This is a genomic window from Pseudomonas putida (assembly GCF_050989985.1).
GTDB classification, from domain to species: Bacteria; Pseudomonadota; Gammaproteobacteria; order Pseudomonadales; family Pseudomonadaceae; genus Aquipseudomonas; species Aquipseudomonas putida_AI.
The window spans coordinates 3,526,976-3,544,866 of record NZ_CP158815.1 but is presented as its reverse complement, the minus strand read 5'-3'; the positions used below and the strand labels follow the sequence as shown (position 1 = coordinate 3,544,866).

Here is a 17,891-nt window from a genome sequence, read left to right as displayed (position 1 = left end):
TGGACGTCACGATGACGCTGGCGGCCTGAATTTGATCGTGCCCACCCTCCGCGTGGGAATGCAGCCCGGGACGCTCCGCGTCCCAGAGTCCAAAGCCGAACGCAGAGCGTCCGTAGAGGCATTCCCACGCAGAGCGTGGGAACGATCATTACAAGGCACGCGTGCCCAGCCTGGGTGTGAACCAGCTCTCTCCTGCAGAAATAAAATGATTGAAAAAAGATCTCATAAGCTATAAAGGAGAAACACACCGGCACTTTGCTAGTAATCAGTAAGAGAGTTTTGCCAGTTTCTGGCTCATGGAGCGCTGATGAGTTTTCGTCAATTGACCGGCTCGCCGCGGCAATCGAACGACTGCGACCTTGTCGCATCTCAACTGATAGGGAATTCGGAGACTGCCGCGGTGGCGTACGCCGGCAACGACGACATGATCGAACATCTGCTGGATTCAGCGCGAAACTGGCCCCACACAACGGCGTGGGCCGTTTACCGCGCCGGTGAGCAAATGTATCTGGTCGGGCAGGGCGATCCACGGGAGCAGTGGCCCTCCAGCGTTTCCAATGAAGAATTCGAAGCCTTTTGCCGGACCCGGCGCTTGCAGCGCTGGCCGACCGGTAAAGGCGAAAGTGTGCTCGGCTGGCTGCTCGCGCCCCTCGACAATGACGCGCAGCCGGCGCTTGCCGATTTTGCCCAGCGCCTGGGCATTCAGGTCCAGACCAATACCCTGGCCCGCGCGCAGATCACCCAGCGGGTGCTGTATGAAATCACCTACCTGGCCAGCTCGACCCGCGACCGCTCGGTCTTTCTTGTCGGCGTGCATCAGTTGCTGGCCAGCCTGATCGACGCGGAGAACTTCTACCTCGCGCTGTATGACCCGCATACCCACAAAATCGACTACCCGTATTACGTCGACAAAATTGACGTCGATGCCCTGGAGTCCTCTAACTACGAATACCTTGACCCCAAGCGCCTGTCGCTGACCGGCCAGGTGCTGACTTCCGGCCAGCCGTTGCTGATCGATTCGGCCGGCATTCTCGCAGCCCAGGCCGAGGGCCGTTTTTACTGCGTGGGTGATCGTCCCGAGTTCTGGATGGGCGCGCCGTTGAAAAATGCCTCCGATGAGGTGTTTGGCATGCTCGCCATGCAAGTCTACGAGGTGTCTCGCACCTACAGCGCTGAAGACCGCGCGTTGTTCCTGGTGGTCGCCCGCCACGTGGCCATGGCTCTGGACCGGATTCTGCACCGTGAGGACCTGGAACAGACGGTGATGCGCCGCACCCTGGAACTGTCGGCGGTCAACGACGCCCTGCGCCAGGAAGTGGCCGAGCGCGAGCGCGCCGAGCACCTGCAGAGCGCGTTGTTCCAGATTGCCGAGCTGTCGAGCCAGCCGGTGGACATGACCGAGTTTTTTCAAACCCTGCATGGCATTGTCGGTGACCTGCTGTTCGCACAGAACTTCTACATCGCGATGTTCGAAGACGCGACCGGCGAAGTGACCTTTCCCTATTACGTCGATGAGCGGCAGACCGTCTGCCCGGCGGCGCGACGGGGGCGACGAGGCCTGACCGAGTATGTGATCCGCCAGCGTCGCCCCTGCCTGATCGATTTCGATGAGGCCGACCGCCTGTCCGACCGGGGTGAAATCGAAATCGACGAGGCGGTGCGCTCCTATTCCTGGCTGGGCATTCCCCTGTTCGATGGCGACGGGGTGCGGGGCGTGCTGGCCGTGCAAAGCTATACCTCGCAGGTGAGCTACAGCCAGCGTGACCAGGAACTGCTGACGTTCGTGTCACGGCACATCGATACCGCATTGTCGCGACGTACCGCCGCCGAAGCCATTCATGCCGCCAATCTCAAGCTGGAGGCCCGGGTGCAGAACCGCACCCGCGAGCTCGACCATGCCAATGCCAAGCTGCAACACGAAAACTCCCACGATGCGCTGACCGGGCTGGCCAATCGCACCTACCTGCAACAGCGCCTCAACCTGGCCTGGTCGCGGTTCGAAAGCGAAGGCGGGCAACTGGCGGTGATGTTCATCGACCTGGACCGCTTCAAGATGGTCAACGACAGTTTCGGTCATCATTTTGGCGACCTGCTGTTGATGCACGTCGCCCACCGCTTGCGCAGTTGCCTGCGAGAAACCGACATGCTGGCGCGCTTGGGCGGTGATGAGTTTTCAGTGCTGGCGCCCGAGGCCACGATGGACACGCTGATCGAAATCGGCGAGCGGATCCTGGCGGCGTTCGACCTGCCGTTTTTCATCAATGGCCATCAGGTGTTTTCCTCCTGCAGCATCGGCATCGTCAGTGCCGACAGTCAGTTCCATAACGAGCCGGCCGACTTGCTGCGCGATGCCGATGCGGCGATGTACCGGGTCAAGAGCGCCGGGCGCGACAGCTACGCGGTGTTCAACCAGGAAGTGCGCCGTGAAGTTTCCGACCAGGTCGAGCGGGAAGGGGCGCTGCGCAACGCGCTCAAGCGCACGGACGAATTGCTGCCGTATTTCCAGCCGATCGTCAGCGTCGAAACCGGCGAACTGTTGGCCCTCGAAGCCTTGATTCGCTGGCATCAGCCGGGCGGCCGGGTGATTGCCCCGGGCGAGTTCTTGCCGGACGTCGAGGGCCTGCGCCTGATCGGACGACTGGACCTTTACATGCTCACCCGCATCGCGGTGATCCTCGCGCAGCCCGAGCACGCCAACTGGCCGGCGGTGCACGTCAATTGCTCCAGCTACAGCATGGCCCGCCCGGAATTCGCCGGCGAAGTGCTGGCGCTGCTGGCGCGGCACGGGGTCGAGCCGTCGCGGATCTGCCTGGAACTGACCGAAGGTGCGCTGGTGGCCGAGCCGGCCATTGCCCGCCTGACCATGCAGCAGTTGGCCGACAACGGCATGTCGGTGGTGCTCGATGATTTCGGCGCGGGGTTCTCATCCCTGAGCTATGTGCACCAATACCGGTTCAGCGGCTTGAAGATCGACAAGTCGTTCATCCTCGAACTGACCAGCAGCCCTCGCAGCCGCGCAATCGTCCGGGCCATCGTGCGGATGGCCGAGTCGCTGGACCTCAGCGTGGTGGCCGAAGGGGTCGAGGATGAAGAGACAGTGAACCTGCTGCGCGAAATGGGCGCCGGACAGGCCCAGGGTTACTACTTCGCCAAGCCGATGGGGCTGGAAGCGTTGCTGGCCAGCTCTTTGCTGTGAAACGCGGAGCCCCCTCCTGTGGGAGCGAGCCTGCTCGCGATGGACGTCAACGATAACGATGGGCACCTGATGCCCCACGGTGTTCCTGGTTCCATCGCGAGCAAGCTCGCTCCTACAGGGAGGACGCTTGTTCCGTGCTTTGATCGGTGGGCACTTCCTTCCAGCTGTCATCCGGATCGAACAGCTTCATCGACAGCGCTATTTTCTCGCTGTCGGGCCCCAGGTCTTTCTCGAACACCTGGCCGTCGTAGCTGATCATGAAACTCATGACCCCGGTGTCATCGTATTTCGCCGGCCAGGCGATCAGCGCGAAGCCGCGGCTCATCTTGTCGCCGATCAGGTAGCTGTAGGCGCCGCCCGGTGCGGAGGGGCCTTGTCCCTTGAGAATGCGAAAGTGGTAGCCATGCCAGTCTTCAAGGGTTGAGGCGTTGCCGAACATGGGGCCCAACGGGCTGATCTGTCCTGTGTCGTCGTCCGCCCAATAGAGCCCATCGTGCTCGCCGGGGGTGCTGAAGATTTTCTGCGCGTATTCGAGCGCGCCATCACCGTCACGGTCCTGCGACGCGTAGTCCATCTGGGCGTCGTGATAGGCCAGCACCGATTGCACCGTGGACAGTTCGTTGCGGCCGATCCGGCGGGCACGGATTTCAACGGCGCCGGCCTTCATATCGAAGCGCCAGCCGTTCTTGTCCTTGACCATGGGGATGGGCATTGTCCAGTTGGCATTCCCGACCGCGAGGATGGCCTTGCGATCACTGGGTTTTTCGATCTGGTGCTGCTCGTGGTACTGCTTCAAAAACGCATCCACATCCTCGCGCTGCACGCCTTCGCGGGGAATCACGCTGCGCCAGTTCTCACCCAGCAGCTCGGTCAGGCGCGCCTGATCGGCGTGCTCGGTGCCCAGTGCCTTGACGAAGGCTTCGGCGGCCTTTTCCGGGGTGGAAAAAGCCTCCTGCGCCATCGCGATGCCCGACCACAAAAGACTTGCGCTGATCGCCAGGGCGGGCGCAAGCCGCTTCATGAACACTTTGACTCGACGTGAATTGTTCACCGGCGGCCCCCCCCTCTCGAACGCATTGGAGCGGAGGGCCTGCTGACATGCTGGCCTCCGGAACGCATGCCACTGGGACGCTGGGCGGAAGCCTGGCTAGCCCGGCCACGCATGGCTTGTGCATTGGATTGAGACGGAGAGCGCACACCGGCGAATGCATTGTTGCGGGCACTGCCGGGGCTGGCGGTCGGTCGCTTCTGGAAGTTCTGACGCGCCTGGGTGCTGTCCTGCCGGCGCTGATTCACTTGGGCGTCCTGTCTGCGGGGCTGCTGGTTGTCGCGAATGTTTCTGTTGCCGCCCTGGTCTCTGTTGGCAATCTGATTTCTTTCGCCACCCTGGTTTCTGTTGGCGATCTGGTTTCTGTCCAGGCCCTGGCCTCTGTCAGCCGCCCGCGGTCTGTCTGTGCCACCTTGCAGCCGGTTGCGGTCGGACATTCCGGACTGCGCCTGCCGCGCCTGTTGACGGGCCTCGCGGTTGCTGGTGGCCGGTCTCTCGAAACCGCTGCGGTCCATGGCGCCACGGGCCTTGTCACGGGCCTGGGCGCGCTGGGCGTTGTCGCCGCGAAAGGCCTGGCGTTGTTCGGCACCATTGAGTTGGCGGCCGAACTCCTGACGGCTGCGGTTGTCGCGGTAGGGCACGCCATCGCGGTGTACGGCGTTGTGCTGCCACTTGCCGTTGTTGATCTGGTTGTTGCGATTGATGTTGTTGTAGCGATTGACGTCGATGTCGACGTCGTTGTTGCCCCAGTCACAGTCGCCCCACAACGAGCCGATGATCGCCACGCCGGTCCCGAACGCCAGCCCGGCCAGCAACGCCTGCCCCGGGTAATAGGCGGGCGGCGGCGGGTAGTAGACCGGGGGCGAAGCCGGATAGGCCCAGGTGCCGTAGGTGGTCGTCGGGTTATAGGTGGGCACGTACACCACCTGCGGATCGGCGGGCTGGATGACGATGGTGGAAGAGCTGCTGGCCGGGGCAGGGGCTGAGGACGTGGTGGATTCAGCTGCGGGAGCCGGTGCCGACGGCGTTATATTCTGCACCGTGACATTTTGATACTGGTTGCTCTGCAGGTTGCCGGCGGCCTGGGCCTGATGCCGCAGGCGTTGCACGGCGCCCATTACATCGTCGGGCTGGGCCAGGAAGGCATCACCCAGGCGCTGGACCCAGACCGGATCCTGGCCCAGGGTCGCCAGTACCTGCGGAAAGGCCACCAGCGACTGGACGCTTGGGTCCCAGGGCTGGTTCGCGACCTTTTTGACCGCGTCATCACCCGTGGCCTTGGGATTGGCCTTGGACCAGGTGACGGCTTCGGCGACTTCCCCGGGATAGGTACTGGCCATCAGCAGCTGTGCCAACAGCGGGTCGGGATATAGCGCGATGGGCGCCAGCATCTGATCCAGCTGCTCCTGGGTGAATACCGGGTCCTTGGGCAGCGCCGCGGCGGGTGCCGCTGCGGTGGTGGCAGGGGTAGCCGCCGGTGCAGGCGCTGCGGCAGGAGCATCCTCTGCCTGCGCCAGGCAGGTATAACCGTTTATCAACGCTACGACCGACACCGCGTAAAGCAATGGAATGCGCATCGTGCTCTCCATATCTATCGATCAATTTCCACAGATCGGATGCAAAACCCGAATATCAATATTCAGTACTTGATATCCCTGGCCTTGCGACGTCCTTCCCGGCGGGTCTCTCGTTTATCCTGCCGGCATTCGGGGTTGCTCTTGGCGTCGGCCGCTCGACAGTCCTGCTTCGTCTGGCGTGCATCCTGACGGGTTTCCTGCCGGGTATCGCGCGCGGCCCGGCGCTTTTCGGAGCGCTCGGTGGCGGCCCACGCTGCGCCGTTCACCACCAGCAGAAAAATCATCGCCAACCAGCCATACATCCTTGGCATTTTCATGATTCGTTCTCCCATGAACCCGGAATTTCAGTACAGCTGATTTTCAGGTTCTCTGCCGGGTAAAGACCGGCCATTCATCCCCGCCGCGAAAGAAAAAAACTACTGCGGACGCAGCAGGTGCGCGTTGTGGTCGATGAGGGTTTGCAGGATTTCCACCGAGCCATTAATTGCGAATTGAGCGCCCATGCACACCAGCAAAAAACCCATCAGGCGCGATATGGCTTCAATGCCCGACTGGCCCATGATTTTCATGATCCATCCCGAGCAACGCAGGCATACCCAGAGGATCAGCGCGGTCACCAGGAAGATCAGCGGTGGGGCTACCAGCAGGACCCACGGGGGAAACAACGTACTGTTTTTGATGGTGGCGGCGGAACTGATGATCATCGCGATGGTGCCAGGCCCGGCCGTGCTCGGCATGGCCAGCGGGATAAAGGCAAATGTCGGTTGTTCCGCTGCGCTGCCGGAGGCCGCGGGCTGGGGTGGCGGTGGAAACAGCATCTTCAAGCCCATGATGACGAGAATCCCGCCACCGGCCATGCGCAGGCCCGGTATGGAGATGTTGAAGGCATCCATGACAAAGGCACCGATGTAGTAGGTGACCGCCATGATCAGAAAGACATAGAAGGACGTCAGGAACGCCTGGGTGTTCTTTTCCTTTTGACTCAGCCCTTTGCTCAGGGCGAGAAACAGCGCCACTGTGGTCGGCGGGTTGGTCAACGGCAGCAGTGCCAGCAACCCGAGCCCGATAGCATTGAGCAAATCTGTCATATCGAGCCCGGGTCCTTTATTCGCGGCCTAGCGTGAAGTCTGGACCTTCAGCACTTCGGTATAGACGGCGTCGACCGTCTGCCCGACCTTGAGGTTTTTCATGCGCTCCTGAAGCTGTGGGTCCTCGACTTTCACCACTTTGAGTTTCCCCTCGGGAGGCATCAGGGTCACTTCGTGGGTTTTCAGGTCGACCTTGGTGATCTTCGAGGTGACCTTGACCTGGCGCACCGCTTCACCGCCCGGGTTGGGATTATCCTTGGTCGAACGCACAGTCATCGCTTCGTTGCTCACGCCCGGCGCGCCACCGACCTGGGTGTCCAGCACATAGGCGACCGAGCGGATCACCTGGATATCGACGGTGTCGCCGACCTTCAGGTTGTGCAGGTTTTTCGCCTGGTTGGTGAGCTGGATGGGCACTTCAGTCTTGTCGGGGCCTTCAATGGTGACCTGATAGTTCGCGGCATCGACCGCCAACACCCGCGACACGATATGCCCTTCGATGGCGCGACTGCCTAAGGGAATATCAGCTGCGTGGGCCGTGAGGCAGGCGGTTGAAAGCAGAGAGGCGAGGGCAACGGCAGAGGCGAGGGAGCGGATGGGTTTCATAAGCGTTCCATTTATTGGTTGGACAGCACGAATCCTGGCAAGGCGCTGCAATCACTCGAAGTGCTCGATATTGACCGTATCCCCGGACTGCATATTCAGTTGCACCCGGACGTCCTCGAACATGAGGTCATAGTGTTTGTGCATTGAGCCGATGCTGCTCATCGCCTTCGGAATACCGTATTTCTCGGCGATCTTTGTCACATTGCTGGCGAAGTTGTAGGCCTCTTCCTTGGGCAGGTAGAACTTCTCGTCGAGGTCCTTGCCCTGGATGCTGCCGTGCATCCGAAACAGCATGCCCTTGCCTTGTTTGGGGTCCTGGGTGACTTCGTAATCGAGATGAATGTTGTAGCTGACATCTTTGTCGTTCAGCGCGTGGCGCTCGATGTGCAGATGACCTGGCTCGAACATGGCCATTTTCTTTCCCCTTTGGATTGCCGTGTTCCGGGGCAGGGGATGAGCCTGCCCGGAACTTGGTTTTATCGGTAGCTGATACCCGGGGTAGCAGTGCTCACACGGGTGCCGGCCTTGCCTTGAACGATCGCTTCGATGTCCGACAGCGAACCGATCACGGCGACTCTTCCAGTATGGCGGGCGAATTCGCTGGCTGCCTGAACTTTGGGGCCCATGGAGCCGGCGGCGAAGCCCAGGCGTTCGAGTTCGTCGGGGTGAGCCTGGGCGATGGCTTTCTGGGTCGGCTTGCCGAAGTCGATGAAGGCCGCGTTGACGTCGGTGGCGATCACCAGCAAATCGGCCTCCAGCTGTTCGGCCAGCAGCGCCGAGCACAGGTCCTTGTCGATGACCGCTTCCACGCCTTCGAGCTTGCCGGGGGAGGTGTACATCGTCGGAATGCCACCACCGCCGGCGCAGATCACGATGCTGCTTTTTTCCAGCAACCACTTGATCGGGCGGATCTCGAAAATGCGCTTGGGTTTGGGGCTGGCCACCACGCGCCGGTATTTATCGCCGTCCGGGGCAATCGCCCAGCCTTTTTCGGCGGCGAGTTTTTCTGCATCAGCCTTGGAATACACCGGGCCGATGGGTTTGGTGGGGTTCTTGAACGCTGGGTCGTTGGCGTCGACTTCGACCTGGGTCAGCAGGGTGGCAAAGGGCACCTCGAAGTCCAGCAGATTGCCCAGTTCCTGTTCGATGATGTAGCCGATCATGCCTTCGGTTTCGGCGCCGAGCACGTCCAGCGGGTAGGGGGTTACCGAGGTGTAGGCTGCCGCCTGCAGCGACAGCAGGCCGACTTGGGGGCCATTGCCGTGGGCGATGACCAGTTGGTTGCCGGGATGGATCTTGGCGATCTGTTCGGTGGCGATCCGGATATTGGCGCGCTGGTTGTCAGCGGTCATGGGCTCACCCCGGCGAAGCAGGGCGTTACCGCCCAGAGCAACGACGATACGCATGATGCAAGTCCTTCTAAACAGAGAAGTCGCAGGCTCCCTGGTCTTCTGTAGGAGCGAGCCTGCTCGCGATTGCGGTGCAACAGACGACAAAAGTGTTTGTCTGAACCAGCGTCATCGCGAGCAGGCTCGCTCCCACATTGACCGGATCCGTTCGTTACAGGTCAGCCAAAGTCGACACCAGAATCGCCTTGATGGTGTGCATGCGGTTTTCCGCTTGCTCGAAGGCGATGCAGGCTGGCGACTCGAACACGTCATCGGTCACTTCGATGCCGTTCTTCAGGTGTGGATATTGCTCGGCAATCTGCTTGCCGACCTTGGTCTCGCTGTTGTGGAACGCCGGCAGGCAGTGCATGAACTTGGTGCGCGGGTTGCCTGTGGCTTTCATCAGTTCGGCGTTGACCTGATAAGGCAGCAATTGCTGGATACGTTCGGCCCAGGCTTCCACCGGTTCACCCATCGATACCCAGACGTCGGTGTGGATGAAATCCACGCCCTTGACGGCGGCTTTCGGATCTTCGGTGAGGGTGATGCGGGCGCCGCTTTCTTCAGCGTATTTTTTGCAACGTGCCACCAGGTCGTCGGTTGGCCACAGTGCCTTTGGCGCACAGATGCGCACGTCCATGCCGAGCTTGGCGCCGATCAGCAGCAGCGAGTTGCCCATGTTGTTGCGGGCATCGCCCAGGTAGGCATAGCTGATGTCGTGCAGCGGTTTATCGGAGTTTTCGCGCATGGTCAGCACGTCGGCGATCATTTGCGTCGGGTGGTATTCATCGGTCAGGCCGTTGAACACCGGGACGCCGGCGAACTTGGCCAGTTCCTCGACGATTTCCTGCTTGAAGCCGCGATACTCGATGGCATCGTACATGCGCCCGAGCACGCGGGCGGTGTCCTTCATGCTTTCCTTGTGGCCGATCTGCGAGGAGTTGGGGTCGATGTAGGTGACGTTGGCGCCCTGGTCATAGGCGGCCACTTCGAAGGCGCAACGGGTACGGGTCGAGGTCTTTTCGAAGATCAGCGCGATGTTGTTGCCCTTGAGGTGCTGCTGTTCGGTGCCGGTGTATTTGGCGCGCTTGAGGTCGCGCGACAGGTCGAGCAGATAGCGCAATTCGCGAGTGGTGTGGTGTTCCAGGCTCAGCAGATTGCGGTTATGAATATTGAACGCCATTTCGGATCTCCTAAGGTATCGGTTATCCCCCTGGCCGAGCCTGCCGTGGCAGTGTCGGCCAGGGACATTGGGTTAGTAGTCGATCGGGTCGCGGATGATCGGGCAGGTCATGCAGTGGCCGCCGCCACGCCCGCGCCCCAGTTCGCCGGCGCTGATGGTGATGACCTCCACGCCGGCCTTGCGCAGCAGGGTGTTGGTGTAGGTGTTGCGGTCATAGCCAATGACCACGCCAGGTTCCACTGCCACCACGTTGTTGCCGTCGTCCCACTGTTCGCGTTCGGCTGCGAAGGCGTTACCGCCGGTTTGTACGACGCGCAGCTCTTTGAGGTTGAGGGCCTTGGCCACGACGTCGAGGAAATGGCCTTCTTCGCGGCGAATGTCGATGCCGCCTGGTTTGCTCTCATCCGGGCGCAGGGTGAAGCCGACGATCTGGTTGACCACTTCCGGGAAAATCGTCACCAGGTCCCGGTCGCAGAAACTGAATACGGTGTCCAGGTGCATCGCCGCACGGGACTTGGGCAGGCCGGCAACCACCACTTTCTCCACGGCCTTGTTCTTGAACAGGTTGATCGCCAGCTGGCCGATGGCCTGGCGTGACGAGCGTTCGCCCATGCCGATCAGGACCACGCCGTTGCCGATCGGCATCACGTCACCGCCTTCAAGGGTGGAAGCGCCGTGATCCTTGTCCGGGTCGCCGTACCAGATCTGGAAGTCGGCGTTGGTGAATTGCGGGTGGAATTTATAGATGGCGGTGGTCAGCAGGGTTTCCTGACGGCGCGCCGGCCAGTACATCGGGTTGAGCGTCACGCCGCCGTAGATCCAGCAGGTGGTATCGCGGGTGAACTGGGTGTTGGGCAGAGGCGGCAGCAGGAAGCTGGAGTTGCCGAGGAAGTCGCGGAACATCTGGATCGCCTTGCCGCCGAAAGCGTCCGGCAGGTCATCGCCGGAGACGCCGCCGATCAGGAACTCGGCGATATGGCGAGGTTCCAGGGTGCGCAGCCAGGAGTCCACTTCGTTGATCAGGCCCACCCCGACAGTATCGGGGGTGATTTTGCGTGAAAGAATCCAGTCCAGTGCTTCGGGGATGGCGACGATGTCCGTCAGCAAGTTGTGCATTTCAACCACATCGATCCCGCGCTCACGCATCTTGGTGACGAAATCGAAATGGTCGCGTTTGGCCTGGGCAACCCACAGCACATCGTCGAACAGCAATTCATCGCAGTTGTTCGGGGTCAGCCGCTGGTGGGCGAGGCCTGGGGAGCAAACCATGACTTTGCGCAGTTTGCCGGCTTCGGAATGAACGCCGTACTTAACTTTTTCCGTGGTCATTTCAGTGTTCCTCCAGATGAAAAAGCAGTCGTTACAGGGTCAGGAAGCCGTCGTAGAGACCGTAGGCCGCCACCAGGGCGCCCACGATCACCAAGGCGAAAATCAGCTTCTCGACGTGGGTGAATACCGGTTGTTTGAGTTCCAGCTTGGCCTTGGCGAACAGGATCGCGCCGGGCGCATAGAGCAGGGCGGACAGCAGCAGGTATTTGACGCCACCGGCATAGATCAGCCAGACCGCATAAATCAGTGCGATAACGCCGATCAGCAGGTCTTTGCTGCGATCGGACGCAGCGTTCTCATAGGTTTCGCCGCGCACCGCCAGGAGCAGCGCATAGGCCGCGGACCACAGGTAGGGCACCAGGATCATCGAGGTGGCGAGGTAGATCAGCGACAGGTAGGTACTGGCCGAAAACAGCGTGATGATCAGGAACAGCTGGACCATCGCGTTGGTCAGCCACAAGGCGTTAACCGGTACGTGATTGGCGTTTTCCTTGCGCAGGAACGCCGGCATTGTGTGGTCCTTGGCGGCAGCGAACATGATCTCCGCACAGAGCAATACCCACGACAGCAGCGCACCGAGCAGGGAGATGATCAGGCCGACGCTGATCAGGACCGCACCCCAGTCACCCACCACATGCTTGAGCACCGCAGCCATCGACGGGTTCTGCAGTTTGGCCAGTTCCGGCTGGGTCATGATGCCCAGCGACAGCACGTTGATCAGCACCAGGAACAGCAGCACGGTGATGAAGCCGATCACGGTGGCCCGGCCGACGTCGCTGCGTTTCTCCGCCCGCGCCGAGAAAATGCTCGCGCCTTCGATGCCGATGAACACCCATACGGTGACCAGCATCATCTTGCGGACCTGGTTCATCACGCTGCCCAGGTCCGGGTTTTTCACGCCCCAGATGTCGGCGGTGAAAATCTCCAGTTTGAAGGCGAACAACGCGATCAGGGCGAACAGCAGCAGCGGCACAATCTTCGCTACCGTCGTCACCAGGTTGATGAACGCGGCTTCCTTGATGCCCCGCAGCACGAGCAAGTGCACGGCCCACAGCAGCACGGATGCGCCGATGATCGCCGCGACGGTATTGCCCTCGCCAAAGATCGGAAAGAAGTAACCCAGGGTGCTGAACAACAGGACGAAGTAGCCGACGTTGCCCAGCCAGGCACTGATCCAGTAGCCCCAGGCCGAAGAGAAGCCCATGTAGTCGCCGAAACCGGCCTTGGCGTAGGCGTAGACCCCGCCATCCAGGTCAGGCTTGCGATTGGCCAGGGTCTGGAACACGAAGGCCAGGGTCAGCATGCCGACCGCGGTGATTGCCCACCCGATCAGTACCGCGCCCACGTCGGCGCTGGCGGCCATGTTCTGCGGCAACGAGAAGATCCCGCCGCCAATCATCGAACCGACAACCAGCGCAACAAGTGCACCCAATCGCAACTTTCCGGGAGATTCAGACATAGGTTGACTCCATTGTGCGAGAAGAGAGAAAGCAGACTATTTCCATTCGCTGTTCAATCGACTGACCTGGATCAATGGCATACAACTGCGGGCTAAATGAAGGCCTCATGATATTTCGGCCAATCAATTGATAACCGCAAAGGCCTTTTCCAGAGGCTTTGCTGTAATGGTGGGGATACAACTGAGTCTAGACATTAGTTCAGTTTTTATTCTTGTAAAGAGTGGCTTTTTGCTTTTTGGATCCTTTGCCTGAAAAGTAGTCAATCGAAGTAAAAGCGCTACTTTGTTATTGCCACTGGCTATAAAGCCGCCAAGTTCGCATTAGCGCAAATCGGTTATTACGCTATCTTTCAGACAGTTTGTTACAACCAGTCGATGGTTTTACAACGTCAGTTTTGCCGTGGAGGGAGACACAAGCATGTCGCAGCCGACACAGAAGCTTCGCTTGGGTGCGCTGATAGCGCTGGTGGTCGGTTCGATGATTGGCGGCGGGATATTTTCCCTGCCGCAGAACATGGCGGAACGCGCTGAAGCCGGTGCCGTGCTGATCGGCTGGGGGATTACCGCCGTCGGCATGCTGACCCTGGCCTTCGTGTTCCAGACCCTGGCCAATCGCAAGCCGGAGCTCAACTCCGGCGTCTATGCCTACGCCAAGGCGGGTTTCGGCGACTACATGGGCTTCTCGTCCGCCTGGGGTTACTGGATCAGCGCCTGGCTGGGCAATGTCGGCTATTTCGTATTGCTGTTCAGCACCCTGGGTTATTTCTTTCCGGTCTTTGGCCAGGGCAATACTCCGGTGGCCATTGGTTGTGCCTCCGTCCTGTTGTGGTCCGTGCACTTGCTCGTGCTGCGCGGCATCAAGGAAGCCGCGTTCATCAACCAATTGACCACCGTGGCCAAGGTCGTGCCACTGATCATGTTCATCGTCATTGCCGCCGTGGCCTTCAAGGCCGATGTCTTTACCCGCGATATCTGGGGGCGCAGCAACCCGAGCTTCGGCAGCGTGATGGACCAGGTGCGCAACATGATGCTGGTGACCGTGTTCGTATTCATCGGTATTGAAGGGGCCAGTGTCTATTCGGCCCGGGCGGAAAAACGTTCGGATGTCGGGCGGGCGACGGTCATCGGTTTTATCGGCGTGCTGGCTCTGCTGGTGATGGTGAACCTGTTGTCGCTGGGCATCATGAGCCAGCCGGAATTGGCCACCTTGCAGAACCCGTCGCTGGCGGCGGTGCTGGAGCACATTGTCGGCCCGTGGGGTGCATTGCTGATCAGCATCGGCCTGGCCATTTCACTGCTGGGCGCCTTGCTGTCGTGGGCGCTGCTGTGCGCGGAAATTCTCTTCGCCACGGCCAAGGACCGGACCATGCCTGAATTCCTGACCCGGGAAAATGCCAATCATGTGCCGGTCAACGCCTTGTGGCTGACCAACGTCATGATTCAACTGTTTTTGCTCATCACGCTGTTTTCCGCCGGCACCTATACCAGCCTGATTTACCTCGCGTCCTCGATGATCCTGGTGCCGTACCTGTGGTCGGCGGCCTATGCGGTGCTGTTGAGCGGACGCGGCGAAACCTACGAGCAGGCTTCGGCGCAACGGACCAAGGATCTGTTGATCGGCGCCATCGCCCTGGGCTATGCGGTATGGCTGCTGTATGCCGGCGGGGTGAAGTATCTGCTGCTCTCGGCATTGCTCTATGCACCCGGCGTGATCCTGTTCGCCAAGGCCAAGCGCGAGCAGGGTCAACCGCTGTTCACGGCCATCGAGAAGGGCATCTTCGCCTGCGTCGTCATTGGTGCGGGGTTGGCAGCCTACGGGCTGTACAGCGGTGTGCTGTCGTTGTAAGCGTCACGGGCGTTTCAAACTACACTGAAACGGGGCTGAAAGAAGCCCGCGTCCAGCGAGGTCGGACCCATGCACAGCAGTGGCGATAAAAAGCGGGCCCCCGTGCTCGATCCGATCGAGCGAGCCACGGAAGTGATTTTCGGCCTGCTCATGGCCATGACCTTCACTTCAACCATCAGCGTGGTGACCACCGACCAGGAAGCCGAGCGAGTAATGATGATCGCCGCGCTGGGCTGCAACCTGGCCTGGGGTCTGGCCGACGCGGCAATGTACTTGTTGCGTGTGCTGATCGAGCGCAGTCGCAATCGCACATTGCTCGCCAGCCTGCACCGCGACCCCGATGCGGCCACCGGGCAGGCGTTGGTGGCCGATGCGCTGCCACCGCGGATCGCCACGGCGGCCGGCACAGAAGGGTTGGAAATGCTGCGTCAGCGTTTGCTCCTGGCACCCAACAAGAGCCTGTCGCCACGCCTGGGCCTGAACGACTTCAGGGGCGCGTTCGGGGTTTTCCTGCTGGTGGTGCTCTCGACATTTCCCGTTGTAGTCCCGTTCCTGCTGGTGGCCCAGACGGCCCTTGCCGTGCGCGTGTCCAATCTGGTTGGCGTCGGGATGCTGTTCGTGGCCGGGTGGGTTCTGGCGCGGTATGCGGGCCTCAAACCCTGGCTGGGTGCGTTCGCCCTGGCCATCGCCGGTACTTTGCTGGTATCGGCGATCATCGCACTCGGCGGCTAACCCACCACCTCCTTCCATCACCTGTCAGTCGTCCGCATTCGTGAGGTATTGAACATGGCAAAGGGCAAGAAAGACGCGAAGAAGCAGCCTGCACAAGAGTCGAAACTGAGCAACAAGGACTATCTGGCTGAGCTTCGCCTGCTGCACGTCGAGCTGGTCAAGATGCAGGAATGGGTCAAGCAGGAGGGCATCAAGATCTGTGTGATCTTCGAGGGTCGTGACGGTGCGGGGAAGGGCGGGACGATCAAGGCGCTGACCGAGCGCGTGAGCCCTCGGGTATTTCGGGTGTTGGCGCTGCCTGCGCCCACCGAGCGGGAAAAGAGCCAGATGTACTTGCAGCGCTACCTGCCGCACCTGCCCGCGGCCGGTGAAGTGGTGATCTTCGACCGCAGTTGGTACAACCGCGCGGGCGTCGAGCGAGTGATGGGGTTTTGTACCGAGGAGCAGGCGAAAAAATTCCTCCATACAGTACCGTCGGTGGAGCGTGCCATCGTTGATTCCGGGGTCATCCTGCTCAAGTACTGGCTGGAAGTCAGCGAGGAGGAACAGACCCGCAGGCTCGAAGCGCGGATCGAGGACGGGCGCAAGATCTGGAAACTGTCGCCCATGGATCTGAAGTCCTACGGCCGCTGGTACGACTATTCCCGCGCCCGCGATGAGATGTTCAAGGCCACCGATACCGAGTACGGGCCGTGGCTGGTAGCCAACTCGAACGACAAGCGACGTGCACGGCTGAACATCATCACCGACCTGCTCAGCCGCATCCCCTACAAGAAAGTCCCACGGGAGAAAGTGATACTGCCCAAACGGCAGAAACCGGGGTCGTATCGTGAGCCGGATTATCCTTACCGGCACATTCCCGAGAAGTTCTGAATCTCAGGTTTCGGTGATCAATTGTGGGAGCGAGCCTGCTCGCGATGGATCACCGAACACCGCGGTTATCCTGAAAGCACGCGTTATCGTTGACGACCATCGCGAGCAGGCTCGCTCCCACAGGGAAATAGTCAGGACCCCGACGCAGTCAGCTCGTCAGCCTTGCCCACCCAACCCCCGCCCGTGGCCTTGTACAGATCCACCATCGAGGTGAACACCTGGCCCCGGGTGCGGGTGTAGTTGATTTCGGCGTCGAACAGGCTGCGTTCGGCGTCGAGCACTTCGATATAGCTGGTGTAGCCGTTGTCATAACGCAGCCGCGCAAAGTGGGCGTAGGAGCGCAGCGCTTCGACCTGACCGGCCTGATAGGCCATCTGTTCGCGGGTCTTGGTGGAGGCGACCAGGGCGTTTTCCACATCGCCAAACGCCGATTGAATCGCTTTCTGGTAGGTCAGCAGCGCTTGTTGCTGGAAGGCTTCGGCCTGTTTGACCTGCCCGGCAATCGCGCCGCCGGTAAAGATCGGCATGCTGCCCGCGACGCCATAGGACCAGGTGGCGGCGGGGCCTGTGAACAGGTCCGATAGCTGGTTGCTCACTGAACCGAGCAGCCCGGTCAGGGAAATGGTCGGGAAATACTGGGCCTTGGCCGCGCCGATCTGGGCATTGGCCGAGATCAGGTTCAGCTCGGCCTGGCGCAGATCGGGCCGGCGCTCCAACAAGTCCGAAGGCAACCCGGCAGGCACCGCCGGCAGCGCCAGTTGTGCCAGGCTGCGCCCGCGCAGGATAGGACTCGGGTTGCGTCCGAGCAGAATCGCCAGCAGGTTTTCCTGTTGCGCCACCAAGGGTTCGAATTGCGCCACCGAAGCCAAAGTCCGCTGGTACTCGGAGAGGTTCTGCGCCAGCTCCATTTCCGAAATGACCCCGGCGCCAAAGCGCAGTTTGAATATTTCATAGGAATCGCCCCGCACCTTGGCCGTGGTGCGGGCGATTTCCAGTTCCCGATCCAGATCGCGCAGGGTGATGTAACTGGTCGCCACCGACGAGACCAGGCTCAGGATCACGCTGCGGCGTCCTTCCTCGGACGCCAGCAGGTCGGCGCGGGCCGACTCGTTCAGGCGCCGCAACCGGCCCCAGATGTCCAGCTCCCAGTTCACACTGAGCAGGGCCTGGTAGTTGTTGAACACCGGATCGACCGTCGAATCCAGGGGCACCGGGCCGTTATCCCGTGGCGAGCGGGTGCGCTGGCCCTGGGAGTTCAGCCCGACCTGGGGGTAGTACAGGGAGCGGGTTTCGACGTAACGCCCCTGGAACTCCTCGACCCGGGCGGCCGCGATCTTGATGTCCTTGTTCTCGAGCAGGGCACTGCGGATCAGCTCGTTGAGAACCGGGTCCTGAAACTGCTCCCACCACAGGGTGTTCGAGAGGTCCTTGGCTTCCTTCTCGGCATAACGGTAGGCCGTCGGGGTATCGATCTTCGGCGCTTCATAATCAGGGCCGACCATGCATCCAGCCAGGCTCAGACCCAGACCCAGGCCCAGCCACAACGGGAAAGAGTTCTTGCGCATC

The 17,891-nt window shown here is 60.8% G+C and carries 15 protein-coding genes; 4 read left to right on the top strand and 11 right to left on the bottom strand.

Features of this window, described 5'->3' with window-relative positions; genetic code table 11:
- Positions 1-307: 307 nt before the first annotated feature.
- Positions 308-3,196, top strand: a complete 2,889-nt coding sequence (locus ABTV29_RS16370) for an EAL domain-containing protein (protein ID WP_433765454.1) — start codon at positions 308-310, stop codon at positions 3,194-3,196.
- 112 nt (positions 3,197-3,308) lie between these two features.
- Here the strand turns inward: ABTV29_RS16370 and ABTV29_RS16365 are convergent, their stop codons facing one another.
- The 10 genes from ABTV29_RS16365 to arcD (ABTV29_RS16320) form a co-directional block, all read right to left on the bottom strand.
- Positions 3,309-4,217, bottom strand: coding sequence for a DUF2950 family protein (locus ABTV29_RS16365; RefSeq protein ID WP_433765452.1), 909 nt, complete (start codon positions 4,215-4,217; stop codon positions 3,309-3,311).
- 26 nt (positions 4,218-4,243) lie between these two features.
- Positions 4,244-5,821, bottom strand: a complete 1,578-nt coding sequence (locus ABTV29_RS16360; protein ID WP_433765451.1) for a DUF3300 domain-containing protein — start codon at positions 5,819-5,821, stop codon at positions 4,244-4,246.
- 62 nt (positions 5,822-5,883) lie between these two features.
- Positions 5,884-6,138, bottom strand: a complete 255-nt coding sequence (locus tag ABTV29_RS16355; RefSeq protein ID WP_433765449.1) for a hypothetical protein — start codon at positions 6,136-6,138, stop codon at positions 5,884-5,886.
- Between the two features lie 99 nt (positions 6,139-6,237).
- Positions 6,238-6,909: a MarC family NAAT transporter gene (locus ABTV29_RS16350; RefSeq protein ID WP_433765448.1), complete on the bottom strand. Its 672-nt coding sequence runs from the start codon at positions 6,907-6,909 to the stop codon at positions 6,238-6,240.
- Between the two features lie 27 nt (positions 6,910-6,936).
- Positions 6,937-7,515: a hypothetical protein gene (locus ABTV29_RS16345; RefSeq protein WP_433765446.1), complete on the bottom strand. Its 579-nt coding sequence runs from the start codon at positions 7,513-7,515 to the stop codon at positions 6,937-6,939.
- Positions 7,516-7,566: 51 nt separating this feature from the next.
- Positions 7,567-7,929 (bottom strand): DUF5064 family protein, encoded by a 363-nt coding sequence (locus ABTV29_RS16340; RefSeq protein ID WP_433765444.1) that lies wholly within the window; start codon positions 7,927-7,929, stop codon positions 7,567-7,569.
- Between the two features lie 62 nt (positions 7,930-7,991).
- A complete protein-coding gene (gene arcC / locus ABTV29_RS16335) occupies positions 7,992-8,921 on the bottom strand; it encodes a carbamate kinase (protein WP_433765442.1) in 930 nt (309 codons plus the stop codon).
- A gap of 154 nt (positions 8,922-9,075) precedes the next feature.
- Positions 9,076-10,086 (bottom strand): ornithine carbamoyltransferase, encoded by a 1,011-nt coding sequence (locus ABTV29_RS16330; protein ID WP_433765440.1) that lies wholly within the window; start codon positions 10,084-10,086, stop codon positions 9,076-9,078.
- A gap of 72 nt (positions 10,087-10,158) precedes the next feature.
- Entirely contained in the window at positions 10,159-11,415 is a 1,257-nt protein-coding gene (arcA, locus tag ABTV29_RS16325) for an arginine deiminase (RefSeq protein ID WP_433765439.1), read from the bottom strand.
- Positions 11,416-11,446: 31 nt separating this feature from the next.
- Positions 11,447-12,874 carry an arginine-ornithine antiporter gene (arcD, locus tag ABTV29_RS16320; RefSeq protein WP_433765438.1) on the bottom strand — a complete coding sequence of 476 codons (1,428 nt, stop codon included), beginning with the start codon at positions 12,872-12,874 and terminating at the stop codon, positions 11,447-11,449.
- A gap of 418 nt (positions 12,875-13,292) precedes the next feature.
- On the opposite strand from arcD (ABTV29_RS16320), the gene arcD (ABTV29_RS16315) reads away from it, so the two are divergent.
- The 3 genes from arcD (ABTV29_RS16315) to ppk2 all read left to right on the top strand — a co-directional run bounded on the left by arcD (ABTV29_RS16315) (position 13,293) and on the right by ppk2 (position 16,325).
- A complete protein-coding gene (gene arcD / locus ABTV29_RS16315; protein WP_433765436.1) occupies positions 13,293-14,720 on the top strand; it encodes an arginine-ornithine antiporter in 1,428 nt (475 codons plus the stop codon).
- A 69-nt stretch (positions 14,721-14,789) separates the two neighbouring features.
- Entirely contained in the window at positions 14,790-15,452 is a 663-nt protein-coding gene (locus ABTV29_RS16310) for a hypothetical protein (protein WP_433765434.1), read from the top strand.
- A gap of 54 nt (positions 15,453-15,506) precedes the next feature.
- Positions 15,507-16,325 (top strand): polyphosphate kinase 2, encoded by an 819-nt coding sequence (gene ppk2 / locus ABTV29_RS16305; protein ID WP_433765432.1) that lies wholly within the window; start codon positions 15,507-15,509, stop codon positions 16,323-16,325.
- A 131-nt stretch (positions 16,326-16,456) separates the two neighbouring features.
- On the opposite strand, the gene ABTV29_RS16300 is transcribed toward ppk2, so the two are convergent.
- On the bottom strand, positions 16,457-17,890 hold the full coding sequence (locus ABTV29_RS16300) for an efflux transporter outer membrane subunit (RefSeq protein WP_433765431.1): 1,434 nt from the start codon (positions 17,888-17,890) through the stop codon (positions 16,457-16,459).
- Position 17,891 lies beyond the last annotated feature (1 nt).